Source organism: Candidatus Magnetaquiglobus chichijimensis (assembly GCF_045865675.1).
In the GTDB taxonomy this organism is placed as follows: domain Bacteria; phylum Pseudomonadota; class Magnetococcia; order Magnetococcales; family Magnetaquicoccaceae; genus Magnetaquiglobus; species Magnetaquiglobus chichijimensis.
On the sequence record NZ_BAAFGK010000004.1, the window covers coordinates 243,323 to 268,825 of the forward strand.

Here is a 25,503-nt window from a genome sequence, read left to right on the forward strand (position 1 = left end):
TCGAGAGCGTTTGACCCTCCGCGTGCCCGACGGTTGGCGGGGGCTGAGGGAGCCGGTCGATCTCAAGAAGTTCTTCAAGCGCTCCCGGAAGAAAGCCGAGGGGGTGGCCGCGCTGCACGCCTCTCCCGACGGGGTCGGGTTGGTGCATGTGCTGTTTCCGGAGGGGGAGAGGCCACGTCTCGAGGTGTGCGTTTTCTCCCCGGTCCCCAAGGGACAGACCGCCGCCAAGGTGGCCCAGGGGCTCGTCAAGAGCCACAAACTCGAAAAGGCCCGTTTCGTGGGCGTGCTGGACCGTTCCGCCTACGTGCTTTTTCCCGCCGACGCCCCGGAGTTGCCGCGCGAGGAGTGGAACGCGGCCATGAAATGGCGCGTCAAGGATCAGATCCCCTTTCCGGTCACCCAGGCGGTGGTGGAGATCTTCGCGATGCCGGGCAATTCAACCCGAATCTATGTCGCCGTGGCCAGGGAGTCGGAGGTGCGCGACCTGGTGCGGCTCTTTCAGGGGGCCGGGGTGAAGCTGACGGCCCTGGACATCCCGGAGTTGGCGTTGCGCAACCTGGCGCGGGGACTGCCCGACGATCACGATGGCATGGTGATGCTGCATCTGGAGAAAAAAAGCGGCATGGTGATGATGATCAAACGTGGTCAGTTCTATCTGGCGCGGCGTTTCGAGAACGGATTCGATACCCTGCTTGAGAATCTGGATGACGATGGCGGCGGGGTGACCCGGGCGCCGTTCATGGATCGGATCGCCCTGGAGGCGCAGCGCACCATGGATTATTTCGAGAGCCACTTTGGCCAGGGGCAGGCGTCGTCGTTGCATATCACGCCCATGGTCGTGCCCATCGAGGGGGTCCGGCAGGCCCTGGCCGAGCGGTTGGGGATGCGGATTCGGCCCTTGCCGGTGAACGAGATTCTGGAGTGTCCGGAAGGGGTCGCCGAGTCGGATCTGGCGCGGCTTCTGCCGGCCATCGGCGCCACCATGCGGGAGAGGGGCGGGGAGGAGGCATGAGCCGGCAGGAGGTCAATTTTTATCAGGAGATCTTCCACCCCCGTTTCGATCCTTTGGCGCTGGGCACGATCGGACGATTTCTGCTGCTTCTGATGGTGTTGACCCTGGGATTGGTGTTGTTCGTCCAGTGGAGGCTCTCCATGGATCGAGGGGCGCTGCGCGCGTTGGAACAGGAGCGGGAGCGCATCACCAATCGGGTGACCGAACTCTCCGCGCTCTATCCTCGGCGGGAGCCTCAGCCGGCGTTGGCCCACGAGGCCGAGCGGCTCGACCAGGAAAAAAATCTCAAGAGTCGCATGCTCATCATGTTCCAGGATGGCCGGGTGGGCAGCGACAAGGGATTCGGCGGCTACTTTCGGGAGATGGCCACCACCACCCAGGATGGGGCCTGGTTGACCGGTATCGGGATTTTTGAGGGCGGGCGGGAGATCCTTCTGGAGGGGGCCGCGGCGCGGAGCAAGCCGGAGAGCATTCCCGCGGTGATTCAGGCGATCGTGCGTCGCCCGGTGTTCGCGGCGTATCGTTTCACCCATCTGCGGATCCTGCCCGGCGGGGAGGAGAGCCAGTTGTTGCGGTTCCAGACGCATACCGGCTCCGGTCGGGAGTTGGATCGGTTCTGGGAGAAGAAGGAGAGCAACAAGGAGCCGGAGATCATGGAGAAGACCCGCAAGGCTCTGGAAGAGGATCAGGAGCGCATGAAGAAAATGAGCAGACCCCTGGCCATTCCACTCGGTGATCCCCCGGATTCCAAAAAGGGCGCCAAGCCGTGAGCGGTCTGAATGATCTGAAGAAGCAGTGGCAGGGGAGCCTGGCGCGCATGGAGAAGTTTTCGCGGCGCGAGCGGATCCAACTGCTGGCGTTGCTGCTGATCGCCCTGGGCGCGCTCTGGTCCCAGGTGATCCTCGATCCCTTCACCAGGGAGCGGGCCAATCTGGAAAAACAGCGTAGCCAGGTGCAAAAGGGGATCCGCGAAATGGCCACCCTCGAGCAGGAGGTGCTGGCCCGCAAGGACAAGCATCCGGATCAGTTGGCCAGGGAGCGGATCGCACGGATGAAAGAGGAGGTGGAGAGCCTGGACAAGCAGTTGGGCGTCGGACTGGGGGGCATGGTCTCCCCCGCCGACACGCTCAAGCTGTTGCAAGAGATGCTGGCCGGCAAAAGCGGTCTGAAGCTCATCTCCCTGGAAGTGCAACCGCCCGTCACCCTGCTCGAGGGAGAGGGCAAGGCGCGTTCGATCCATCAACACACCCTCAAGATGCGCTTTTCCGGTCAATATTTCGATCTGGTGCGGCATCTGCGCGATCTGGAGCGTCTTCCCTGGAAGCTCTTCTGGGATGATGTGGAGTTCGTGGTGGCCGACTATCCTACCTCGTATGTCTCGCTGCGTCTGCACACCTTGAGTTTTTCGCCGGAGTTGATCGGCAAGCCCGAATAGCGCCTCACGCGCCCTGAACGGCGTTGAAAAGAACACAAACCCTCGGTGTGGATCTCTTGCGCGGTTGCCAGCGCGAGGCGATTTCGTTATTCTTCGTGATTGGTCGCATCCTTGTTCACCTTGCTTCAAAATCTCGGGACACTGCCCCATGGAAAGCATCGAAGTCGCCAAAATCAAGCCCGGCCAGAGCATCACCCTGGAGTTCGGCAACAAGTCGCCGATCCTCACCCGTCTGGACGAGTCGAGAAAATTCACCCTCGAGGATTGGTATCCGGAGGCGTGCGAAATCTATGTCCTGGACGAGGAGATCGCCGAGGATGAACCGGTCCGTTACGCCTTCGATCCGGAGTTGACCCTCGACGATCTGGACGAGGATCAAAAGCGGTTCGGAGAGGGGCGTCGCATCTTCGACTTCCTGGGTCGTGTCGTCGGCAGCATCGAGGGCGACGAGGACGAAGAGGACGATGAAGAGGAGGATGGCGAGGGGGACGGCGACGAGGAGTGATCCTTGCCATGGCCGCCCTGATGCCCGACGCGGGGGATTGTTTGCCGAGGCGTGACGGATGATTCCGCGTGTCAAGATCTGCGGCATCACCCGCCTTGAGGATGCCCTGGCAGCCTGCGCGGCAGGAGCCGATGCGTTGGGATTCGTCTTTTTCGAGGGTTCCAGGCGTTGCGTCACCCTCGAGTCCGCCGAGGCGATCATCCGGCGCCTGCCGCCATTCGTCACCGTCACCGGACTGTTCGTCAACGCGGCGCGTGAAACCATCCTGGAGACCGCCGGGCGTTGCCGGCTGGATGCGATCCAGTTGCACGGGGATGAATCCCCCCAGGCCTGTCGCGATCTGCCCGGACGGGTGATCAAGGCGCTGCGGGTCGCGGGCCCCGAGGATCTGATCGGCGTGGAACGCTATCCGGTCCAGGGGTTGCTGCTCGATGCCAAGGTGGCGGGTCACTACGGCGGGTCGGGCCAGCCGTTCGACTGGTCGATTCTGGCGGGGTTCCAACCTCCGGTGCCGTGGATTCTGGCCGGTGGGCTCGACCCGGAGAACGTGGCGGATGCCGTGCGACGCGTGCAGCCCTATGCCGTGGATGTCTCCAGCGGCGTGGAGGCGGCTCCTGGCATCAAGGATCCCGCGAAAATGATCGGATTCGTCCGGCGGGTGCGGGAAGCCGCAGCCCTTTTTTCCCGCTCCTGACAATCGGCTTTTGCCCGATTGATCGGGGTGGAAGCCGGGTTATCCCGACTCCTCGGCTTCCGCCTCGTCTTGGAACGCGCCGTGTTGCGGATTCAAAACCGCTGACCCTTCTCATGCGGAAGACATGGAACCGACCGGGTGGTCGGTCAGTCGAACAAGTAGCGGATCGAGAGTTGGCATATCAAAAGGCACGGATGGAGAATACGAACGAAAACAACCGTTCCCAGTACGACACCACGCTCAAGGATCTGTTCGAACACCTGCCCCAGACGCTGTTGCGGATTCTGAGCGGTTCTCAGGCGATCGAATCGCTTTCCGTGGAGTTCGCATCCACCCGGAAGTGGCTGCCGGACTTGGTGTTCCGAATGGAGGACGGTTCGATCCTGCACCTGGAGTTGCAAAGCGCATCCGAGGGTATGTCGTGGCGGATGCTGATCTATTATGCGCTGATCCGCCAGCGCTATCCGGACAGCGACTTGGTTCAGAAGGTGTTGTACGTCGGACTGGAATCCTGGGATCCGCGGACGACAATTGCTGAAAAAGACCTCTTCTTTCGCTACGAGGTGGTGGACATCCGCACCATCGACTGCCAGGAGTTGCTGGCCAGCCCGCTTCTGGAGGAGAACATCCTGGCCATCCTCTGCCGGATGGACCGGCAGACGGAAACGATCCGGGAACTCTTGTACCGCATCAGCGAATTGCCGACCAAGGCTCGGGCCGATGCCCTGACGAAACTGTTCGTTCTGTCCAGGCTGAGGAGACTTGAGAAGATCATCCAAAAGGAGGCTGAAGAGATGGCCCTGACATTCAATGTGATGGATAACGACGTGCTGCGACCGTTGTTCATGAAAGCGCAGATGGAGAGCAAGCAGGAAGGCCGCCAGGAAGGCCGCCAGGAAGGCCGCCAGGAAGGCCGCCAGGAAGAAGCCGCTTCCATGCTCCTGAAACTGATGCGCCGCAAGTTTGGCCAAACGCCGGATTGGGTGATTGAGAAGGTCAGATCGGCGAACCTGGAGCTGATCGAGACATGGAGCGACAACTTCGTCTTCGCCAATTCCGTGGACGAGGTGTTCGCCTCCTGATTGACCATGTTCCTGACCATGGAACCTCCCGCCAGGGAGATCCACGGTTTGACCAACGCATTCCTTTCTCTTGCGCCATGAAGGGGAGGAAACCATGGGGAGTCTGGATTCCATGACGTCCAATACACCGATGAACTGGCTCAACCGCCTGATCCGGCCCAAGATCAAATCCGAGGGGAGTCGCGCCCAGCACGCTCCGGAAGGGTTGTGGATCAAGTGCGAACCGTGCGGACAGACCCTGTTCCACAAGGAGCTGGAGCGGAATCTGAATGTCTGCCCGCACTGCAAGCACCACTTCCGCATCTCCGGCTTCACGCGCATCGACATCACCCTCGATCCCGATGGACGCCGGGAGCTGTTCGCCAACCTGCAACCCTCCGATCCTCTGAAGTTCAAGGATCTCAAGCGCTATCGCGACCGGGTGCGCGACGCCCAGAAAGAGACCGGACTCCACGACGCGGTGCGGGTTTTCAAGGGGACCATCCAGTCCATTCCGGCGGTGGTGGCAGCCTTCGATTTCGATTTTCTCGGCGGCTCCATGGGGTCGGTGGTGGGTGCCAAGCTCGCCCAGGGGGCCATGGCCGCGGTGGATGCCGGCTGCGGCTATGTGGTTTTTTCCGCTTCGGGCGGGGCGCGCATGCAGGAGGGGATCCTCTCGCTGATGCAGATGGCCCGCACCTCCACCGCCTTGACCCGCCTGGATGAGGCCGGCCTGCCTTTCATCTCGGTGCTCACCGATCCCACCACCGGTGGGGTCACGGCTTCGTTCGCCATGCTCGGGGATATCATTCTCGCCGAGCCTCACGCGTTGATCTGCTTTGCCGGTCCGCGCGTCATCGAGCAGACCACCCGCGAAACCCTGCCGGAGGGGTTCCAACGCAGCGAATACCTGTTGGAGCATGGCTTCATCGATCGCATCTGCTTGCGCCACGAAATGCGCGATCAACTGGCCGATCTGCTCAACCGCCTGACCCGTGGACGGGATCATCGCGACGAGGCGGGCCGGAGCGGTCGCATGGATCCGGTTCATCTGCCGGCGGAGTCGAAAACCCTGGTCTCCCCGTGATGGACGGGGAGTCCCCCGTCCTGCGTCAACTCCTGGAACGCCGCCCGTCGGAGACCATTCGACCGGGTCTGACCGCGATTCGTCGTCTGCTCGCCCGACTTGGCGATCCGCACCGGCATCTTGCCGTGATTCATGTGGCCGGGACCAACGGCAAGGGGTCGGTGATCGCCTTTCTCGAAGCCATGCTCAGGGCCGCCGGAATCCCGGTGGCCCGTTTCACCTCGCCTCATCTGCACCGTTTCAACGAACGGATCCGCCTGGACGGTCGCGCGATCGACGATCGGGAGCTTGACCCGCTCCTTCTCGAAACCCTGGCCGCCGATCCGGACGCGGAGACCACCTTTTTCGAGTTGACCACCGCGGCGGCCTTTCTGCATGTGGCCAGACAGGCGCGGTTTCGGAACGGCTCCGGGATCGTGCTGCTCGAGACCGGCCTGGGCGGGCGGTTGGATGCCACCAACGTGGTGACCCCCCTGTTGAGCATCGTCACCGCCATCGGCCTGGACCATTGCGATTATCTGGGTCCCTCCCTGGAGCGGATCGCCTTCGAGAAGGCCGGGATCTTGAAAAGAGGGATTCCCGCCGTGGTCGATACCGCCGGTCGCGCCACCACGCGGGTGGTGGCGGGGATCGCGCGTCGCCGGGGGGTGCCTCTGGCGATCGGAGGGCGGGATTTTCGCCGGCGCATCTTCGCCGATGGGCTGGGACGTGCCGGCTGGTGGCGTCTCGAGGATCGGGACGGGGCGGTGATGCTGCCGCGACCGGCCCTGGCCGGTCGGCATCAGGTTGCCAACGCGGCGTTGGCCGTGGCTGGTCTGCGATGCCTGCGGCGCGAGGGGATTTTAGGGGTGTCCGACGCGGCGATCCGGAGCGGAGTGGGTTCGGCGTGCTGGCCGGGACGGCTGGAGCGGTTTCCGGGATCCCCGCCGGTCTGGCTGGACGGGGCCCACAATCCGGACGGCGCCCGCGTTCTGCGACGCTTCCTGCGCTCGCCGGAATCGGCTGGGGGCGGTGGACCGACGGTGCTGCTCTTTTCCGTGCTCGACAACAAGGATGGCCAAACCATGGTGCGGCTGCTCGCGCCGCTGGCCGATGCGGTGGTCGTGGTGCCCATGGGTGGCCCACGGGGTCGGAGCGCGTCGGAATTGCTCGGGTTGTGGCCGGACGATGGGCGCGTTGTCGCCTGCGACGATACGGGTCAGGCGTTGGAACGCGCGCGCGCGATGGCTGGTGCCGAGGGGCGCGTGGTGGTGACCGGTTCATTGTTGCTGGTGGGAGAGGCCCGTTCTCTGCTATGTTAAGGGAATCGATTGTGATAAACGTTCCAGCGAGCCGAGGCCACGCATGAAGCGCGATTCCATAAAACATCCGATCACCCGAGATGGCGGCATGCCTGGCGCGGCACGAACCGGAGCGGCGCGCGGCGCGCGACTGCCGTCCTTGCTGTCCCTGCTGTCCTTGCTGATCGTGGCGCCGCCGGTGGCGCTCTGGGCCGAGGATCGGGCGCTCGACATGGATGCCGACCACCTGGATATCGACCACGACAAACGATCGGTCACCGCACGCGGCAAGGTGAAACTCTCCCAGGAGGGTGGGGTGGATCTTTACGCCGACGAGGCGACCTATTTCATCGATCAACGCGAGATCCAGGCCACCGGCAACATCCGTCTGATGCGCGGCAGCGATCTTTTCACCAGCGACAACCTGCGCCTGAATCTGGAAACGCGCAGCGGCAGCATGGAACGGGTCTCCGGAACGATCAAGGGCGCCAAGGGTAAGATCAACGCCGACAAGGTGGTGTTCAAGTCCCAGGACACCTTCACCATGGATCGGGGACGGTATACCACCTGCGAGTGCGAACCCAATGCAACGCCGTCGTGGGAGTTGGTGGCCGAGACCATCGACGTGGACCGGACCGAGAACACCCTGACCGCCCACGGGGCCAGTCTGCGGGTGGGGGATGTGCCGGTGTTGTGGTCACCCTGGTGGCAGCACCCTTTCATGCCCAAGCGGCAAAGCGGTTTTCTGTATCCTGTCATGCGCGTTTCCGGGGGCAACGGTTTCGAACTGGATCTGCCCTACTACTGGAACATCGCCCCGGAGCGGGATGCCACCTTCGCCCTGCACCCCACCTCGCGGCGCGGCGTGCTCACCAAGGCGCAATACCGCTACATGGGGGAGAACTACACCGGCACCCTCGACACGTTGAACATCGTCGATACCGTCGAGGACCGGCACCGCGGATTGACGCTCTTCACCCACCGTCACGACCTGGAGAGCTGGGAGCTGGATGCCCGTCTGGCTGCCAGCCAGACCCGCGATTTTCTGCACGATTTTCAGCAAAAGAAGCTGGTGGACTCCCGCGAGCGGCGTCTGGAGTCCCATTTGATCGCCGATCGTTTGTGGCTGCGTCAGAACGGCTTCACCAATTTCGAGGCCGGTTCGCTGTGGTTCCAGAATCTGGATGCCGCCAACGACCGCTACACGGTGCAGCGTTTGCCCTATGTGAGCTTCACGGACGATCGTCCGCTCCATGCCCTGGATCGGGCCGTGGAGGGGAGCGGAACGCGGGTGGGGCATTTCACGCTGCACAACGATGCCAAGTTCGACAGCTTCTATCAACTCTCCGGCGATGCGGCGCAGCGGTTCGATCTGGCGCCCGAGCTGCAATATTGGCGTACCCTGCCGATCGGCCATGTGAGCGGCGCCCTGGGTCTGCGGGAGACCGGTTACTGGATCCAGGGGGATCCCAATCAGACCGGTCTGGATTATGATTCGACCGTGGCGCGCGAATCGGCCTCCTTGCGGGTGCGTCTGGATCTGGACCTGTCGCGCACCTACGGCAATGGCGCCTGGAAGCATACCCTGGAGCCGGCGGTGCAATATGCCCTGATCTCCGCCTCGGATCAGAGCCGTCTGCCGAACTTTGACTCCACCCTGCGCAACTTCACGGTTTCGAATCTCTATGCGGGCAATCTCTACTCCGGCGAGGACCGGGTGAGCGCCGGGCAGTGGGTGACCTACGGTTTGACCTCGCGTCTTTACGGACGCCAGGATGATGGCGCGATTCGCAACCTGTTGAACGCCACCATCGGACAGCGTTGGGCGCCGGAAGGGGATCGGGAGTACCAACAGGGACAAGCCTTTTCGAACATGGTGGCCGGGGTCGAGTTTTTCCCCTGGAGCCACTGGGGGCTCTCCCTGGGTGGGCGCTACAACCCGCATCAGAACCTGATGGAGTATGTGGAGTCCATGGTCAACTACGGCGATGCCAACGTGATGGTGGGTCTGGGGTATCATCGCAACCGTCCCGATCCCATGGCCGGGGTGATGCTGACCGAGGGAAGCCGCGATCCCTTGGAGGACGTATCCTTGCAGACCCAGCTGCGTCTGGATGAAAACTGGCGCTGGAAACAGACTGCCGATTACTCGTTGGAGAGCAGTGCCATCAAGAGTTGGCGCACCGGCTTGACATACGAGCACTCTTGTTGGAGCCTGGAGCTTTCCGGCGGTCGCGATCTCTCCTCGCAGACCAGCGAGCACGGCGGCGGATTCGTGGGATTCTTCTTCATGTTGCGGGGTTTGGGTGGCTATGGCTTCTCTTCGTGATGGTGATGGGCGTCGTCGGGTCCCGGCGTGGCTGGCGATCGGCCTGGGCGGGTTGTTGACGTTCGCGGCCTGGCAGGAGCTGCTGGCGGTATCGGACCGGATCGTGGCCGTGGTCGAGGCGGGCATCGTCTCGGAAAAACCGGTCAAACCCAGGGTCATCACCGCCTCCGAGGTCGAGGAAGCGGCCCGTCCCATGCTCGAGCGCATCCGTCAGGAGGGCGGCAACGTCGATCAGGACAAGTTTCGTCAGAAGGTGCTCGAAGAGCTGATTCAACGGGTGCTGCGCGAGCAGAAGGCCGAACAGATGGGGCTCAATGTCTCGGATCAGGATGTGGACTCGGCCATGGCCCAGGTGGAGCGCAACAACCAGCTCCCACCCGGCAAGCTGCCCGAAGCCCTGGTTCGGCAGGGGATCGATCCGGAGGGGTATCGTCAGGGATTGCGGGATCAGATTTTGAAGACCCGTCTGATCACCAAGGTGATCCGGCCCATGGTGTCGGTGTCGGACGACGAGATCCGGGCGTTGCATGATGTTTCCCAGGGGGGTGGCGGACCCAGGGAGGTTCGTTTGGGGCAGATTCTGCTGGCGGTGGATGGATCGACCTCGGCCTCCAAAGTCGCGGAGAAGGCCGAACTGGCGGAAAAACTGGCCGGGCGGTTGCGGACCGGGGAGTCGCTGGCCAATCTGGCCGGTCAGTTCTCGGACGATCCGAGCGGCATCGAAGGGGGGGAGATCGGCTGGTTCAAGCAGGGCGAAATCATGCCGGAGCTGGAGACCGTGGTCTTTGCCATGCGACCGGGCGAGGTGACGAAACCGATTCGTACCCCGCAGGGGTATCATGTGGTGGTGGTGCTCGAGAGTCGTCAGGGCAAGGGGACGGGAGGTTCTGGCCAGGTCAAGGTGCGGGCGCGGCATATCCTGTTGAAGGTCGGCGAGGGCGCCGGAGGTGGGGAGGAGCGTCAGGTTCTGGAAAAACTCCAGAAGATTCGTCAGGAGTTGATGAAAGGGGCCGATTTCGCGAAAGTGGCCCGTGAGATCTCCCAGGATGGCAGTGCCAAGGATGGTGGGGAGTTGGGTTGGTTCGGGCCGGGGATGATGGTGGCGCCGTTCGAGGAGGCGGCCTTCCGGTTGCGTCCCAACGAACTTTCCCAGCCGGTGCGCACGCCGTTTGGCTGGCACCTGATCCTGGTGGAGGAGAAAAAAGAGCTGGCTCCCGACTCCCTGGAGGCGCGGCGCAAGGAGTTGGAGGAGCGGTTGATGGAGTCCAAGCTCAACGCGCGTTATAATCAGTGGTTGCGCGATATCCGGTTGCGTGCTTTCGTGGAGTACCGATGATCGACCTTCTGGCGGTCAGCATGGGCGATCCGGTGGGGGTGGGGCCGGAGATCGTATTGAGGGCCTTTGCCGAAAAGCGGGTATCCGGATATCGTTTGTTGCATGTCGGCGACCCGGAGGTGTATGCGCGTACCGCCGCCCATCTGGGTTTGACGATTCCGTTTCGGGTGTTCGGCGCGGTGACGGTCGATGCGGGTGGTGCGCCGGACCATTTCGACATCCTGGCCACCCGGAATCCGGTCGATCATACGGTGTTCGCGTTTGGCAAGCCCCATCCGGGTCATGCCGCCTGTGTTGTCGAAAGCATCGAGACCGCCTGTCGGCTCGCCGAGGCCGGACAGGTGGCCGCCATGGTCACCCCACCGATCCACAAGGGGTCGATCCACGCCGCAGGCTTCGATTTTCCCGGCCATACCGAGCTTCTGGCCCGTTTGCTGGACGTGCGCATGCCGGTGATGATGCTGGCCGGAGAGGGGTTGCGGGTGGTGTTGGCCACCATTCACCAATCCGTGGAATCGGTGTCGCGATCGTTGACGCGCGAGGGGTTGCACGGGTTGATCCTGGCGACCTTGCAGGCGTTGCGTCACGATTTCGCCATGCCCGAACCGCGTCTGGTGGTGACCGGGCTCAATCCCCATGCCGGCGAAGGGGGCGCCTTCGGCGACGAGGAGATCCGTCTGATCGAGCCGGTGTGCCGGGAGTTGCGGGAGGCTTTTCCAGGATTGCGCGGTCCCTTGCCGGCGGATACCCTGTTCCATGCCCGTGCGCGGGCCGGGTATGATGCGGTGGTGTGCATGTATCATGATCAGGGGTTGATTCCCCTGAAGATGTTGGCTTTCGGTCATGCGGTTAACGTAACATTAAATCTCCCCATCGTCCGCACCAGCGTGGATCATGGCACGGCCCACGACATTGCCGGGCAGGGGGTCGCCGATCTCGGTTCGTATCTGGTGGCGTTGGAGACGGCCAGGCAGATCGCTTTCAACCGTCGATCGGGGCAAGGGTGATGCCTGTTTAGGGCTCGGTTCGCGAGACAACCAGGAAGGTTGGATGGGATGTCCAAGCATCACGACAAAGAGCACAATAAACACGAAGAACCCCGTTTTGCCGTGGTGTTGTCGGACACCGACAACGATCTGCGCGCGGTGCATTATGCGTTGCATATCGTGGGGGTGTGTGATCGGGAGGGGAACTGGCGCAAGGGTGTGCATGGCATTCGGGTGATCCACACCGGCGACTGGCTGAACAAATTCGCGCCATCCCTGGCCATGATTGATTATTTTATTCATTTATCACGCACCGCTCCAAAAACCTGTGATGTTAAAATTTTGAATGGCAACCACGAGCTGGATGTGTTGCATCGGTTGGAAAAGGGGGCATACACCTATTTGGGTGGGGTGCGAGAGGCGTTCATTCACGGTCGCGATCTGATTCACGTTTTTGGCAAGACCTTGTTTATGCATGGTTATCCAACATTGTATCTGTTGCGATTCCTGGCGCAGATCCGAGCCGAGAAACATGATTTGAATGGTTTCAACGATCGGGTGCGCAAGGCGTTTTACGAGGGGCATCATGCCTTGTTCCGGTCCGAAGAGGGCAAGGTTTTGATGGGAAACATCAAGAAGGCCCGTTTGTATTATCAGGAGAGCAGTTTCGACGGGGAGAAGCGTGCGGAGAAGATCAGTCGCATGCTCAAAGAGTTGGACATTCACACGGTGGTGCATGGTCATCGTCCGAACATTCTGGTGCAGAAGGACGAGGCCATCGAGATGGAGACGCCGGGAGTGCGGTTGGTGAACAACGACAATCAGCCGAAGATGAGTTTGTTGGGTGCGGCGATTGTGGACCGCAAGGGTGAGGTGTATTTCGTGAACGCGCGGGAGATGTATTGGCAGGGTGGAGAGGAGCGGTTCAAGAAGCAGATGCGGGAGTTGTTGGGAATTCATCGGTGAAGGGGTGAAAACTGGCGCGGGGCGGGAAGAACGGGTCGGGGTCGAAAAGCTGGCGGGGACCGGGGGCGAGATGTTCGGGTAACGTGCATGAGGGGTGGGAGAACCTCCTCACCCCCCTTACCGTGGCCCTTCCTTCGGGAGTTCCACGGTACAAAGAGATCAAGCAAAGGCAAAACCTCAGAGGCTCTGCCTCCGAATCTTCGCCGGGGGCCGATCCGGCCCCTGGATCCTCGCGACAGTTTACCTGGTTGTCCCCCGCGACAGTTTTTTCGAATCATCCCCCCTCAAAACCGATCCAACACCCGCACCTCATCCAGATCCAGCTGCCCCCCACGCGGATTGGCCGGGGCCGACGCCTTGCCCACCGCCACGATCATGGTGACGATGTGATCCGGCGGCATGCGGATGAATCGCCCCACCGCCTCGAAATCGAATCCGGTCATGGGACAGGAGTCGTAGCCCATCCCCTGCGCGGCCAGCATCAACGTCTGCGCCGCGATGCCTCCGGAACGGATCGCCTCGTCATGCTGCAAGGCGTCGTTGCCGGAATAGTAACCGCGAATCATCTGAACCAGCGTCTGCTGGGTTTTCGACGGGGCGGAACGCCAGTAACGCTCCGGCTGCTTGTCCCAGGCCTTCAGATCGGCGCACACGATCACCAGCAACGAGGCGTCGGTGATCTGTGCCTGATCCCAGGCCACGGCGCGGATCTGTTCGCGCAACGAACGGGAACGCACCACCACGAAACGCCAGTTCTGGATGTTGAAGGCCGTGGGGGAAAGGATGGTCAGACGCAGCAAACGCTCCTCCTCCTCGCGACTCATGACATGATCGGGATCGAAACGTTTGACCGCACGACGGTTCTCAATGGCGGCGAGTACATCCATCTTGATGTTCCTTCAAAAAAAGTATCGGTTGGGATCGAGTCCCTTGCAGGGAACGACCCGAGATCCATCTTTCGGACGATGCGACCAGACGACCGGATGAGTCTGGTCGTGCTCTGGTCGGAAAGAAGTGGAGGCCATGTTACCACATGCGCGACAACAAACCATCCCGGTCGAGATGATGGTGTTTGAACACGAACAGGATGTGCAGGGTGGCGAGCGTGGTCAACAGGAGCGCGGTGCCGAAATGGGCGGCGGCCAACGCGGTGCCACGCGCCTTGTCGGCCTCGAGGAGCGCCGGGAGTTCCAGACCGAACACGCTCACCGCCTTGCCATCTGCGGTGGAGGCCAGATAGCCGGTGATCGGGATGACCAGAATGAGCAGGTAGAGACCCCGTTCGATCCGTACCGTGTCCCGTCGTTCCCACTCCGGCATGGCCGCGTGGAAGGGTGGCAGGGGGTGACGCAGACGCCAGCTCAAACGGATGACCGCCAGGACAAAGGCGAACACACCCAGGGAGCGGTGCCAGTGGAACAGACGCGGGGCGATTGGATCGTCGGGCTTGAGATTGGCGGCGTAGAAACCAAGCATCACCATGCCGATCAACAGAAACGCCATGGTCCAGTGCAGCAGGCGCGCGACCGGATCGAATCGGATGGGGATGGGCGGGTTCATGGGCGCGGGTCACGGGGTTCGAGAAGGGTGAAGAGCGCCACGGGCTGATGTTCGAGGGTTCCCTCGAAACGGCTGGGGCGGCTTTCGACCGGTTGGAAGTGGCTGGAGAAGAGTTGCTCGATGGTCGCGGTGTCGAAACGGTACGGACCACCCTCCATGAGGGTTTCCTGGACGTGAAAGGTCTTGAGGAGGAGCAGACCACCCGGCGCGAGCAGGCGATGAAGGGTTGCCACATAATCGGCGCGCCGCTCCGGCGGCAGGACGTGAAAACAGCCGCGATCGAAGATCCAATCGAAGGGACCGGCCAAAGAGGTGTTCAGGATGTCGTCGATGACCCATGTGACCTCGACCCCCGCGTCATGCGCGTATCGGCGGGCCGATTCCAGCGCGGTTTGGGAGAGATCGGTGCCGGTGACCCGGAACCCCTGTCTGGCCAGCCAGACCGCCTGGGTGCCGGGACCGGTGCCCAGATCCAGGAAGTGGCCGTTGCGTATGGCACGGGTGGAGAGGGTGGCGAGAAGATCGCCATCCGGTTCCGGGGTGTACCAGGGGAGCTTGTCGATGGCATCGCTCCGGTAGCGGCTCTCCCAATCGGTGAACTCCCCGATCTGGCGGGGTGGCGTGTTCATGGCGGTCAGATCTCCAGGGCGTGCATGTGATGGATCAGATCCAGGACACGATGGGCGTAGGCCCATTCGTTGTTGTACCAGATCAATATTTTGACCGTGGTGTCGATGACCCGCGTGGAGAGGCCGTCCACCACCCCGGACCTGGACTCTTCGCGGTAGTCCGAGGAGACCAGGGGGAGATTGGAGAAGCCCATGTAACGGGTTTGGGCGGCTTGCAGGATCTCGTTGAGGGTGTCGGTGTTGGTGCTTTTTTCCACCTCCACCACCATGTCCACCAACGAGACGTTGGCCACCGGCACCCGTACCGACATGCCGTCGAAACGACCCGACAGCTCCGGGATCACCAGTCCGATGGCCGCGGCGGCGCCGGTGGTGGTGGGGATGATCGAGGTGGCGGCGGAACGGGCGCGACGCAGATCGTTGTGCGGGGCGTCGAGCAGACGCTGGTCGGCGGTGTAGGAGTGGATGGTGGTGAGAAGCCCCCGCTTGATGCCGAAATGGTCGAGGATGAGGCGTGCCGGATGGGCCAGGCAGTTGGTGGTGCAGGAGGCGTTGGAGACCACCCGGTCCCGATCCGGATCGTATTCGTCTTCGTTGATCCCCATGACCACGGTCTTGACCTCGCCCTTGGCCGGCGCGGAGATGATCACGCGTCGGGCGCCACCGCGCAGATGGGAGGAGGCATCCGCCAGATTGGCGAAACGACCGGTGGCCTCGATCACCACGTCCACCCCGTACCGATGCCAGGGGATGGCGGCGGGCAGGGGCTCGGAGAGAAATTGACAGGCATGGGTGTTCAGGGTCAACGTGGCCCCGTGCAGGGAACACTCCCCCTTCCACGGGCCGATGAACGAGTCGAACCGGAACAGATGGGTGAGGATCTCCGGAGTGGAGAGATCGTTGATCGCCACGACCTGGAGATCCTGGAAGGCCGGATCGCTCAAGGCCGCGCGAAAGATGGCACGGCCTATGCGACCGAAACCGTTGATGCCGATGCGTATGGTCATGACGGAACCTTGCGGGATGGTGGCCGGTGAGGCCAATGTGGGTTTGAACCACGCGCCAAACCATTATCTTGCCAGAGAAGGGCCCCATTTTTCAAGTTCTGTTGGCAGATCCTTGACGTGACCCGCTGGCTTTAAGACCGGGGGCGGGAACGTCGGGTTCCCTCTTGGAAGCGGTTTTTTCGGTTCAAAAGCCGAGCCGATGGCCGAGTGGGATGACCCTGTGTGACGGATTTTCACTTTCAACGGGCCTGACGTTGGTTTATCCTCCCCTTGAAGGAGCGATTATCGTTTCCTTGAAGGTTTCATCCACCCTGACGAAATCAAGAAGCGAACCATGGAAGAGTTTCAGCGCATCAAGAGACTGCCCCCGTACGTCTTCGCGGTGGTCAACGACCTCAAATACGCCGCCCGGCAACGGGGAGAGGACATCATCGATTTCGGCATGGGCAATCCGGATCAACCCACGCCCAAGCACATCGTCGATCGACTCTGCGAGGCCGCCCAGGAGGGACGCAACCACCGCTATTCGGTCTCCAAGGGGATCCACGGGCTGCGCAAGGCGATCTGTGCCTATTACCAGCGCCGCTTCGACGTGGAACTCGACCCCAATACCGAGGCCATCGTCACCATCGGCTCCAAGGAGGGGATCTCCCACCTGGCCCTGGCCATGACCAATCCGGGGGATACGGTGCTGGTGCCCAATCCCACCTATCCGATCCACGTTTACGCCTTCGTGCTGGCCGGCGCGGATATCCGCCATGTGCCGCTGGTGCCCAACACCGACTTCTTCGAGGCGCTCACCCAGGCGATCCGCAACACCTGGCCCAAACCAAAAACATTGGTAATCAACTTTCCATCCAATCCGACCGCTCAGGTGGTTGAGTTGGATTTTTACTACAAAATCAACGAATTCGCGCGGGAACACGACCTGTTCGTCATTTCGGATATCGCCTATGCCGATATCTGCTTCGACGGCTACAAGGCCCCGAGCATGTTGCAGGTGCCGGGCGCCAAGGAGCGCTGCATCGAGTTTCATTCGCTTTCCAAGACCTACAGCATGCCCGGTTGGCGCGTGGGTTTCGGCGTGGGATGCGAGCGCCTGGTGCATGCCCTGACGCGCATCAAATCCTATCTCGATTACGGCATGTTCCAGCCGATCCAGATCGCCGCTTCCGTGGCCCTGAACGGTCCTCAGGAGTGTATCCAGGAGCACTGCGCCACCTACCAGTTCCGCCGCGACGTGCTTATCGAAGGGCTGGATCGCGCCGGATGGAAGGTGGAAAAGCCCAAGGCGTCGATGTTCGTCTGGGCCGAGATTCCGGACGAGTTCAAGTCCGTCGGCTCCCTGGAGTTCTCCAAGCTGCTGCTCAAGGAGGCCAAGGTGGCGGTCAGTCCGGGGATCGGTTTTGGTCAGTACGGCGATCATTATGTGCGCATCGCCCTGATCGAGAACGAACACCGCACCCGGCAGGCGATCCGGGGGATTCGTCGTTTCATGAATCTCGGGGGCGATGTGGCGCCTTGAGGGTGAAACATGGCGCTCCCGACAGAGGGAGGCTCATGGACGGGGGAACGAGAGGGGTTCTCGTTCCATCTGGCAAGTCAATCGGGAGCATGAACGTTGGAAGCATTGCGCATCGGAATGTTGGGTTTTGGCACCGTGGGACGCGGCGTGGCCGATCTGTTGTTGAACCACCAGGAGTTGCTGGCCCAAAGGGCCGGGGTGCCGTTGCGCCTGGTGCGCATCGCCACCCGTACCCCGGAACGGGATCGCGGCCTGCCTCTGGGCAACGTCGAGTTGACCGGTAACGTCAATCGGGTGCTGGATGCCCAGGATCTGGACGTGGTGGTGGAGTTGATCGGCGGTATCATTCCGGCCCGTGATCTGGTCGGACGCGCTCTGGAGAGCGGCAAGCACGTCATCACCGCCAACAAGGCGCTGATCGCCGAGTTCGGCCACGAGATTTTCGCCCTGGCCAATTCACGCGGGGTGCAGCTGGGTTTCGAGGCTGCCGTGGCCGGCGCCGTGCCGGTGATCAAGGCGCTGCGCGAGAGCCTGTCGGGCAACCGCATCGATCTGGTGTACGGGATCCTGAACGGCACCTGCAACTACATCCTCACCGAAATGCGCGAGAAGGGCCTGCCCTTCGCCGAGGTGCTCGCCGCGGCCCAGGCCAAGGGATATGCCGAGGCCGATCCCTCGTTCGATGTCGATGGCATCGACGCGGCCCACAAACTGGCGATCCTCACCGCCATCGCCTTCGGCGCCCGGTTGGACTTCTCCCACATCGACAAGGAGGGGATCCGCCATGTGTCGGAGGTGGATATCGCCTGGGCGCGCGAGATGGGCTACCGGTTGAAACTGCTCGGCATGGCCCGCATGCAGGAGGGGATGCTGGAGGTGGCGGTTCGCCCGGTGATGGTGCCGGAAGGGTCGATGGTCGCGGCGGTGGAAGGGGTCTCCAACGCGGTGTTCGTGCATGGGGATTTCGCCGGCACCACGATGTATCACGGACGCGGGGCCGGGGAACGTCCGACGGCCAGCGCCGTGGTGGCCGATCTGATGGACCTGGCGCGGGATCTCAAGGCCGGCGCGAAGAATCGCGTGCCGCCGCTTTCGGTGCCGGTGCATCACCTGCGCACCATGCCGATCCAGACTTCGACCCAGCGGCGCGGGAGTTTCTACATCCGTCTGGCCGTGGCCGATCAGCCGGGGGTGCTGGCCGACATTACGGCGATTCTGGCCAAACAGGCCATCTCCATCGATGCCATCCATCAAAAGGGCCGTTCTCCGGTGGAGGCGGTGCCTCTGGTGATGGTGACCCACGAGACCACCGAGTCCCGTCTGTTCATGGCCATGGAGGAGATCGAGCTGCTCGATGCGGTGCGTGAGCCGCCACGGGCCATCCGCATCGAGTCGGCCCTGGCGTGAGGTGTTCAAAGGTGTGTGTTGTCGCGGGGGCCGGGGAGCGCCCGGTCCCCGGATTGTGACACAGGGGATGGCTGACGCGTTGCGTTACCGTGGAACGCTCGAAGGGAGGTCCACGATACGGGGGGTGAGGGGGATCTTCCCCCATCCTGCGCGTTGGCCCAATGAGTGCGCCTCACCTTGTTTTTCGATTCGCGCATGCGTCCCTGTCCCCGAGCCGTGGAAAGCTTTGTATGGCTGTTTCCATGGCAATCAATGCCCTTTCTTCTCATAACCGATCCCCCCAACGCCGTCCCATCTCCCGAAAGGGCATCCATGCTTTCACTCACAGGCAAGAGCTGGCAAACCCGCGCCGAGGTCACCGAGGCCGAGCGACGCTTGACGCGGGAATTTGGCCTGCATCCGCTGTTCGCTCCGATCATCGCCCACCGACAGTTGAAGACTCCGGACGACATGGAGCGGTACCTGCGGCCTTTGTTGAGCCATCTGGCCGATCCGTTGGGTCTGGCGGGCATGGAGACGGCGGTGACGCGGCTGGTGCGCATGCTGGAGGACAAGGAACCGTGCGCCATCTTCGGGGATTACGATGTGGACGGCGTGACCTCGAGTGCGTTGTTGCATCGTTATCTGGGCGCCCTGGGACAGCCTCCGCGCATCTACATTCCGGATCGCATGGCCGAGGGGTATGGACCCAACGGTCCGGCGTTGCGGCGTCTGCATGCCGAGGGGGTGCGGGTGGTGATCACGGTGGATTGTGGCATCACCGCGTTCGAAGCCCTGGAGGAGGCGGCTTCGGTGGGGCTGGATGTGATTGTCACCGACCACCATCAGGCCCGCGAGGCGTTGCCGCCCGCCGTGGCGGTGATCAATCCCAACCGTCGTGATGACGAGTTCCCCCACAAGGAGTTGGCCGGGGTCGGAGTGGCCTTTTATCTGGTGATGGCTTTGAACCGGGCCTTGCGTGCGCGGGGTTGGTTCAACTCGGGCGTGCGCGAGCCGGATTTGAAGGGGGTGCTGGACCTGGTGGCCATCGGCACCATCGCCGATGTCGCCAGCCTGACCGGCTTGAATCGTACCTTGACCACGGCGGGGTTGCGTCAGGTCTCCCAGCCGGGCGGGTTGAAGATCGGGCTGGCCGCGTTGATGGAGATCGCCCGGTTGCACGGCTCGTTGAGCGCCGGACAGGTGGGATTTCAGATCGGACCCAGACTCAACGCCGGCGGGCGGTTGGGACGGGGGATGCTGGGTGCGGAGTTGTTGATTTCCGAGGATCCGGAGCGCGCCCGCGAGATCGCCGCCCAGTTGGAGGCGTTCAACCAGGAGCGGCAGGGGTTGGAGCGGCGCATCCAGACCGAATCGGTGGCCCAGGTGGAGCGGCTGGGTCTGGCGGAGCGCCGCATGGGGTTGGTGGTGGCGGGCGAGGGGTGGCATCCGGGGGTGGTGGGGATTGTCGCCTCGCGGTTGATGGAGCGTTATCATCGTCCGGTGGTGGTGGTGGCGCTGGACGGGGAGGGGGGCGGCAAGGGTTCGGCCCGATCGATACCGGGGGTGGATCTGTTGGCTGCGGTGGAGGCGTGCGCGGAGCATCTGCAATTTTTCGGTGGCCATCGTGCCGCCGCCGGGGTGACGTTGCAGCCGAACCGGGTGGAAGCGTTCGCCGAGGCGTTCGATCAGGCGGTGCGGGCCGGCAACGACCCGGAGGTTTTTTTGCCGACGTTGCGGGTGGATGGCGAACTGCCCTTCGAGGCGATCGATTTGGAGTTGGCGGGCCGCATCGAGCGGTTGCAACCCTTCGGGCGCGGCAATCCGGAACCGGTGTGGGTGGCCCGTGATGTGCGGGTGATGGATCCCAAGGGGTTGAACGACAAGCATGTGAAGTGTCATCTGGTCGATGGACGCGATCGGGCGTTGGAGGCGATCGCCTTTGGCGTGCTGCCCGGTCCTTTGGGTGAGGGACTGCTGCGTCCGGCTGGTCGCATGGACGTGGCCGGTACCTTGTCGATCAACCGTTATCACAACCGTGAGCGGGTGCAGTTTTTGATCAAGGATGCGCGGGTGGCGGTGGGATGAATCCGGACGTTACTGTTGAAAAAAAAGAGAGCGTCTGGGAGATTCCTCTCCCAGGGTTTTGACTTGTTCTTTTGATTTTGCCTTTGGCGCGCTCTTCACAAAGAAGCCTTTTTCGCGCTGTGTGCGAAAAAGGCGCCGCGCGCAGCCTTCGCGAGGGTCGTTTCCGTTTTTTGGAAACGCCCCTCGTATCTTGCATACCCTTGCGGAATAGGACGCTTCTTCAAAGGGGATGCGGCATCAAGCGGCCCATCAACCCAGAATGGCCAACCCATGGCGGTCGATGAGATCGAGCAACCGCAAGGCCGGACCCGATGGTTTCTTGCGTCCCTGTTCCCACTGCTGCACTGTTGTTTTGCCGATGCCGAGAAAGAGCGCGAACACGGCCTGGCTGACATGATTGGCCAGGCGAATGCGTCGGATCTCTTCTGACCCGAACGGGCGTTTGGGCGGCAGACACAAAGCATCGATCTGGCGCATGGTGATCTCGTCCAGCGCACCGACTTTCGCCAGATCGCAGGCCATCTCGTGGGCCACATCCAGGATCTCACGCATTGCTCACCTCAAAAATTGCCCCGTCTGCCAACAATTGCTGAATTTGTTGATCCGTGGCGGCAAGAAAGCCTGTTGCCGTGAGAGTTAACACGGATTTTTCCCTGTCCGTCATGTTCGCCCTGGCATTTTTTGAAAAGGCGTAGAGAAAAATAAGTCGTTTTGAATCCGTTCTCCGATAACCGATGATCGTTCGATAGCCACCGCTTTTTCCGCCACCGGCACGCGCCAACCGTTTTTTGAACAGGTAGCCTCCGAGGTCAGCTTCGACCTGTCCGGCGATGACCTCTGTCGCCGCATCACGCAAAACGTCATCCGAAATGCCTTCGCTTCGCGCCCACCGGTGGAACCATCTGTTCTTGAAGAGTTTCATCGTTTCTATCATATCACTGGGTGAGATATTTTTCAACGCCTGATCCGTGGAAACTGCTGGTTTTGCCTTGTGGTGCGTGTATTTTTCGCTCTGCGTCGGTGTGCCTTCCGGCCTCATTGGCATGTTCTGCGATCCATTCTGATCGATTGGAAGTGGTCGGTATCCCGACCTCGCTCCTGCTATTATCTGGATTGGCATGTGTTGTGTTTGAAGAGGGACGAATAAGCGAAGTGCATAACAATTAGATGGTAATATAACAAAAAATCAATATTATCAATTGTATAGAATGCAAAAACAATATAATTAAAAAATATTTTTTTAGCTTGAACTTGCCATAAAAATTAAATAGAATCAACATGACACAATTGAAGTATTTTATCTTTTGTTAGGGTGTTAACAAATAATGGTCATTTACGAAAATCTTGCTTTGATAGAAAGATATGGTTACCAAATTGATATTATATGGGGGATGTTCTTGTCTTTGCATGTTGGTATATTTGCGGGTTTGGTTAATCTAAATAAAAAAGCCAATGAAAAAATATTGTCAGTAAGAGTATCTTCGGCGTTGTTGTATATGTTGTTTTCGGTTGTTAATTGCAGGGGTTTGATTGATGATTATGAGATTATGCAGTTATTGATAGATTTTCTTGTAAAGAGTAACAATCAAGAGTCTCTCGGTCTGTTGTATTACTTTTATAAAGGTGTTAGTTATTCTGACAGATGGTATCTTGTTGTCTTTATTCATATTATAGCGTTATTTTTTATACTGTTCAATTTGTTTGTTTGTGTATTCAACACAAGAAAAAATGTTTTTTGTGTTAAGTGTGGAGGAAGTGATGAGTAGTAAAATTTCTTGCAACTTTTTTTGTTTTTCTTTATTGTTCTTTCTGGATGTGCAGGATTGCAAACAGGGCAGGATACTCACTTGATTTGGCGATATGGTAATTTTTGCGGAAAAAATAGACCTTTGGTTGATGAAAAATTATCAAAAAGTGAAAGAATTGAGTATCTAAAGAGAATAGAGACGGTTGATGATGTAGATCTTGCATGTAAATACCACGATATATGTTATGAGTTGTCAATTGATGATCAGGTTTGTGATTCTGCCTTATTTTACAATCTCGATGCGATAGTTAAAAGTTACGATAACAATGCTATCGTAACTAGTTTAGCCCTAATGATCAGGTACAATAAACAGTCAGGGATTGGTGTTCCTGAACCGTATGTTGAGGCGTGTCAGTATTTAATTCATGAAATTGCCGATTATGCAATGCATGCATACGCTATTCATGAGAGGGATGGTGAAATTAAAAAATATTTACTTACATTGATTTCTTTAACTAATGCCGGAACGGGAGAACCGATAAATTTTGTTATGGCTCCTTTAGTAAAAGAAATACGTGAAAGCAATAAAATTTTTAATTGTAATGGAAAGAAGCCGATGAAATTCATGGGCCCAGATAATTATAGTGAGTTTTATAATATGAAGAACTGTCACTTTAAAGGAGATTTCGAGCAGGCATTCAAAAAATGCGGAGCACAAGATGGTATTAAAAATACGGTTCAACGAAAAATTAACATTCTTATGGATAAGAAAAAATGATTGGATAATTATATGTATGAAATTTAGTTTTTTTGTTGGTTTATATGATTTTTATAGTTCTTTAGGTGATAAGTATAAAATTATATTGAAATATTTTATTGTTCGTGTTTCTGAATTGATCTCGGAATCACCAGACAATCTTTTAGTGGTGTCGTTTGTGAGTGGCGGGAGCTACCCGGCCTTCCCGGTCTCTTTCGATGTGTTTTCTTCCGCTTTTTCTTCCTCTTCCGTCTGCTTGATGTCGGAATAGACGTCTTGCAGGTCACGGTTGTTGACCCACAGCACCCAGGCGAAGACCGCCACCAGCAGTCCACCCACCAGCACAATCGTGCTCATCGTCCTGATCTCCCTTCCCGGTTTCTCGGGGTTGTGGTTCGCGCGTCTCTTTAGAATGTTTCCATGGGGATATTTTCTCCTGTCTGCCAGCTCGAATGCAATCGCAATCGTTTGGGCTGTGACATTCGGTGCAGGGGCGTGATCGGATGGTGACGGGCGGGATGGGGATATGGTAGTTTAATCGATTGTACCTTCAGGCTCCGGAAATCCCGCCATGCGCGCTTTCCGGAGGTTCACCCCTTTGAAGTTGATTGAGTGCGCATGTCCAAGGAAGAGAATCCCCTGATCGCGGCCCGCAAGGCCAAGTTGCAATCCCTGGTCGAGGCCGGGGTCAATCCCTATCCCAACGATTTCAAGCCTGACGACGCCCTGGGCCGGGTGCGCGCCGAGTACGACGCCATCAGCGAGGCCGACACGCTGGCTGCGGTGCGGGTGCGCTGTGCCGGGCGGATCATGCTGTTGCGCAACTTTGGCAAGCTCACCTTTGCGACGCTTGCCGATGACTCCGGGCGCATGCAGATCGCCGCCTCCCGCGACGAGGTGGGCGAGGCGCTCTACCGGGACGTGTTCCGCAAGATCGAGGTGGGGGACATTCTCGGCGTGGAGGGAAATCTGTTTCGGACCCAGACTGGCGAACTGACCATCCGGGTGAGCGGCTTCAAGTTGCTCTCCAAGGCGGTGCGTCCCTTGCCCGAAAAGTTCCACGGCCTGGAGGATGTCGAGGCGCGCTATCGGCAACGTTACGTGGATCTGATCGTCAATCCCGAGGTGCGGGCGGTGTTTCGCACCCGGTCGCGGTTGATCCATCTGATCCGCTCTTTCATGGAGGCGCGGGGGTTTCTGGAGGTCGAAACCCCGATGATGCATCCGATTCCCGGCGGCGCGGTGGCCCGGCCTTTCGTGACCCACCACAACGCCCTGGATCGGGATTTGTACCTGCGCATCGCGCCGGAACTCTATTTGAAACGGCTGATCGTCGGCGGGTTCGAGAAGGTGTTCGAGATCAACCGCAACTTCCGCAACGAAGGGTTGTCGGTCCGGCACAATCCCGAGTTCACCATGATGGAGTTTTACCAGGCCTACGCGGATTATCGGGAGTTGATGGCCTTGACTGAAACCCTGATCACCCATCTGGTGCGAGAACTCCATGGCACGCTGGTGATCACCCATCAGGGCCGGACCATCGACTTCACCCCGCCCTGGCCGCGCCTGACGCCGGGGGAGGCGCTGGCCCGGCATGCCGGATTCGATGCCGAGCGGGTGGGGGATCGGGACTATCTGGAGGAGCGGGCCGCCGGTTGCGGGGTCAAGGTGGCGCCGGCCTGGGATCTGGGCAAGCTGCAACTGGAGTTGTTCGAGGCGCTGGTGGAGTCGAACCTGATTTCGCCCACCTTCATCATCGACTATCCGGTATCGGTGTCGCCGTTGTCGCGCCGTTCGGACGCCAATCCGGAGATCACCGAGCGGTTCGAGCTGTTCATCGGCGGTTGGGAGATCGCCAACGCCTTTTCCGAGTTGAACGATCCGGCGGATCAGGCCGAGCGGTTCCGCATGCAGGTGGCGGCCAAGGAGAAGGGGGACCAGGAGGCCATGCATTTCGATGCCGATTACATCCAGGCGCTCGAATACGGCATGCCCCCGACGGCGGGCGAGGGGATCGGCATCGACCGGCTGACCATGCTGTTGACCGATTCGGCGGCGATCCGCGATGTGATTCTCTTTCCGGTGTTGCGTTCATGATGCGCGGGGGCTGCAT

Annotated in this window: 25 protein-coding genes; 18 read left to right on the forward strand and 7 right to left on the reverse strand. The window is 60.1% G+C overall.

Annotated elements, in window-relative coordinates; translation table 11 throughout:
- Window positions 1-22: 22 nt before the first annotated feature.
- The 12 genes from ACOY6C_RS05510 (at window position 23) to ACOY6C_RS05565 (ending at window position 12,691) form a co-directional block, all read left to right on the forward strand.
- Window positions 23-1,012 carry a hypothetical protein gene (locus tag ACOY6C_RS05510; protein ID WP_420904493.1) on the forward strand — a complete coding sequence of 330 codons (990 nt, stop codon included), beginning with the start codon at window positions 23-25 and terminating at the stop codon, window positions 1,010-1,012.
- Window positions 1,009-1,782, forward strand: coding sequence for a hypothetical protein (locus ACOY6C_RS05515; RefSeq protein WP_420904494.1), 774 nt, complete (start codon window positions 1,009-1,011; stop codon window positions 1,780-1,782). Before ACOY6C_RS05510 ends, ACOY6C_RS05515 begins: the two co-directional genes overlap by 4 nt.
- Window positions 1,779-2,447 (forward strand): hypothetical protein, encoded by a 669-nt coding sequence (locus tag ACOY6C_RS05520; RefSeq protein ID WP_420904495.1) that lies wholly within the window; start codon window positions 1,779-1,781, stop codon window positions 2,445-2,447. Before ACOY6C_RS05515 ends, ACOY6C_RS05520 begins: the two co-directional genes overlap by 4 nt.
- A gap of 148 nt (window positions 2,448-2,595) precedes the next feature.
- The gene (locus tag ACOY6C_RS05525) at window positions 2,596-2,952 is read left to right on the forward strand and encodes a hypothetical protein (RefSeq protein ID WP_420904496.1); all 357 of its coding nucleotides are present in this window, start codon (window positions 2,596-2,598) and stop codon (window positions 2,950-2,952) included.
- Between the two features lie 58 nt (window positions 2,953-3,010).
- The gene (locus ACOY6C_RS05530; RefSeq protein WP_420904497.1) at window positions 3,011-3,646 is read left to right on the forward strand and encodes a phosphoribosylanthranilate isomerase; all 636 of its coding nucleotides are present in this window, start codon (window positions 3,011-3,013) and stop codon (window positions 3,644-3,646) included.
- Window positions 3,647-3,840: 194 nt separating this feature from the next.
- Complete coding sequence (locus tag ACOY6C_RS05535) at window positions 3,841-4,728, forward strand: DUF4351 domain-containing protein (protein ID WP_420904498.1); 888 nt, start codon at window positions 3,841-3,843, stop codon at window positions 4,726-4,728.
- A gap of 112 nt (window positions 4,729-4,840) precedes the next feature.
- Entirely contained in the window at window positions 4,841-5,794 is a 954-nt protein-coding gene (gene accD / locus ACOY6C_RS05540) for an acetyl-CoA carboxylase, carboxyltransferase subunit beta (RefSeq protein ID WP_420904499.1), read from the forward strand.
- On the forward strand, window positions 5,794-7,095 hold the full coding sequence (locus tag ACOY6C_RS05545) for a bifunctional folylpolyglutamate synthase/dihydrofolate synthase (RefSeq protein WP_420904500.1): 1,302 nt from the start codon (window positions 5,794-5,796) through the stop codon (window positions 7,093-7,095). Before accD ends, ACOY6C_RS05545 begins: the two co-directional genes overlap by 1 nt.
- A 43-nt stretch (window positions 7,096-7,138) precedes the next feature.
- Entirely contained in the window at window positions 7,139-9,403 is a 2,265-nt protein-coding gene (locus ACOY6C_RS05550) for an LPS-assembly protein LptD (protein ID WP_420904501.1), read from the forward strand.
- Window positions 9,387-10,739 carry a peptidylprolyl isomerase gene (locus tag ACOY6C_RS05555; protein ID WP_420904502.1) on the forward strand — a complete coding sequence of 451 codons (1,353 nt, stop codon included), beginning with the start codon at window positions 9,387-9,389 and terminating at the stop codon, window positions 10,737-10,739. The genes ACOY6C_RS05550 and ACOY6C_RS05555 overlap by 17 nt, the downstream gene beginning before the upstream one ends.
- On the forward strand, window positions 10,736-11,746 hold the full coding sequence (gene pdxA, locus ACOY6C_RS05560) for a 4-hydroxythreonine-4-phosphate dehydrogenase PdxA (protein ID WP_420904503.1): 1,011 nt from the start codon (window positions 10,736-10,738) through the stop codon (window positions 11,744-11,746). Before ACOY6C_RS05555 ends, pdxA begins: the two co-directional genes overlap by 4 nt.
- Window positions 11,747-11,794: 48 nt before the next feature.
- Window positions 11,795-12,691 (forward strand): metallophosphoesterase, encoded by an 897-nt coding sequence (locus ACOY6C_RS05565; RefSeq protein ID WP_420904504.1) that lies wholly within the window; start codon window positions 11,795-11,797, stop codon window positions 12,689-12,691.
- 284 nt (window positions 12,692-12,975) lie between these two features.
- Here ACOY6C_RS05565 and ACOY6C_RS05570 read toward each other — a convergent pair whose 3' ends face one another.
- From ACOY6C_RS05570 to gap, 4 genes are all read right to left on the reverse strand, one after another.
- Window positions 12,976-13,578, reverse strand: coding sequence for a nitroreductase family protein (locus tag ACOY6C_RS05570; RefSeq protein WP_420904505.1), 603 nt, complete (start codon window positions 13,576-13,578; stop codon window positions 12,976-12,978).
- A 139-nt stretch (window positions 13,579-13,717) separates the two neighbouring features.
- Window positions 13,718-14,251 (reverse strand): cytochrome b, encoded by a 534-nt coding sequence (locus tag ACOY6C_RS05575; RefSeq protein WP_420904506.1) that lies wholly within the window; start codon window positions 14,249-14,251, stop codon window positions 13,718-13,720.
- A complete protein-coding gene (locus tag ACOY6C_RS05580) occupies window positions 14,248-14,880 on the reverse strand; it encodes a class I SAM-dependent methyltransferase (protein WP_420904507.1) in 633 nt (210 codons plus the stop codon). The genes ACOY6C_RS05575 and ACOY6C_RS05580 overlap by 4 nt, the downstream gene beginning before the upstream one ends.
- Before the next feature lie 5 nt (window positions 14,881-14,885).
- Window positions 14,886-15,887 carry a type I glyceraldehyde-3-phosphate dehydrogenase gene (gap, locus tag ACOY6C_RS05585; protein ID WP_420904508.1) on the reverse strand — a complete coding sequence of 334 codons (1,002 nt, stop codon included), beginning with the start codon at window positions 15,885-15,887 and terminating at the stop codon, window positions 14,886-14,888.
- 334 nt (window positions 15,888-16,221) lie between these two features.
- Between gap and alaC the strand changes: the two genes are divergently transcribed.
- The 3 genes from alaC to recJ all read left to right on the forward strand — a co-directional run bounded on the left by alaC (window position 16,222) and on the right by recJ (window position 20,886).
- Window positions 16,222-17,412, forward strand: coding sequence for an alanine transaminase (gene alaC, locus ACOY6C_RS05590; RefSeq protein ID WP_420904509.1), 1,191 nt, complete (start codon window positions 16,222-16,224; stop codon window positions 17,410-17,412).
- Between the two features lie 96 nt (window positions 17,413-17,508).
- Window positions 17,509-18,819: a homoserine dehydrogenase gene (locus ACOY6C_RS05595; RefSeq protein ID WP_420904510.1), complete on the forward strand. Its 1,311-nt coding sequence runs from the start codon at window positions 17,509-17,511 to the stop codon at window positions 18,817-18,819.
- A gap of 312 nt (window positions 18,820-19,131) precedes the next feature.
- Entirely contained in the window at window positions 19,132-20,886 is a 1,755-nt protein-coding gene (gene recJ, locus ACOY6C_RS05600; protein ID WP_420904511.1) for a single-stranded-DNA-specific exonuclease RecJ, read from the forward strand.
- 249 nt (window positions 20,887-21,135) lie between these two features.
- On the opposite strand, the gene ACOY6C_RS05605 is transcribed toward recJ, so the two are convergent.
- A complete protein-coding gene (locus tag ACOY6C_RS05605) occupies window positions 21,136-21,438 on the reverse strand; it encodes a helix-turn-helix domain-containing protein (RefSeq protein ID WP_420904512.1) in 303 nt (100 codons plus the stop codon).
- Window positions 21,431-21,931, reverse strand: coding sequence for a type II toxin-antitoxin system RelE/ParE family toxin (locus tag ACOY6C_RS05610; protein ID WP_420904513.1), 501 nt, complete (start codon window positions 21,929-21,931; stop codon window positions 21,431-21,433). The genes ACOY6C_RS05605 and ACOY6C_RS05610 overlap by 8 nt, the downstream gene beginning before the upstream one ends.
- Before the next feature lie 280 nt (window positions 21,932-22,211).
- Here ACOY6C_RS05610 and ACOY6C_RS05615 point away from each other — a divergent pair, with 280 nt between their 5' ends.
- Window positions 22,212-22,652: a hypothetical protein gene (locus tag ACOY6C_RS05615; protein ID WP_420904514.1), complete on the forward strand. Its 441-nt coding sequence runs from the start codon at window positions 22,212-22,214 to the stop codon at window positions 22,650-22,652.
- Window positions 22,653-22,661: 9 nt separating this feature from the next.
- Window positions 22,662-23,411, forward strand: coding sequence for a phospholipase A2 family protein (locus ACOY6C_RS05620; RefSeq protein WP_420904515.1), 750 nt, complete (start codon window positions 22,662-22,664; stop codon window positions 23,409-23,411).
- Between the two features lie 171 nt (window positions 23,412-23,582).
- Here the strand turns inward: ACOY6C_RS05620 and ACOY6C_RS05625 are convergent, their stop codons facing one another.
- Window positions 23,583-23,747: a hypothetical protein gene (locus tag ACOY6C_RS05625; RefSeq protein WP_420904516.1), complete on the reverse strand. Its 165-nt coding sequence runs from the start codon at window positions 23,745-23,747 to the stop codon at window positions 23,583-23,585.
- A gap of 261 nt (window positions 23,748-24,008) precedes the next feature.
- Between ACOY6C_RS05625 and lysS the strand changes: the two genes are divergently transcribed.
- Entirely contained in the window at window positions 24,009-25,487 is a 1,479-nt protein-coding gene (gene lysS, locus ACOY6C_RS05630; RefSeq protein ID WP_420904517.1) for a lysine--tRNA ligase, read from the forward strand.
- Window positions 25,488-25,503 lie beyond the last annotated feature (16 nt).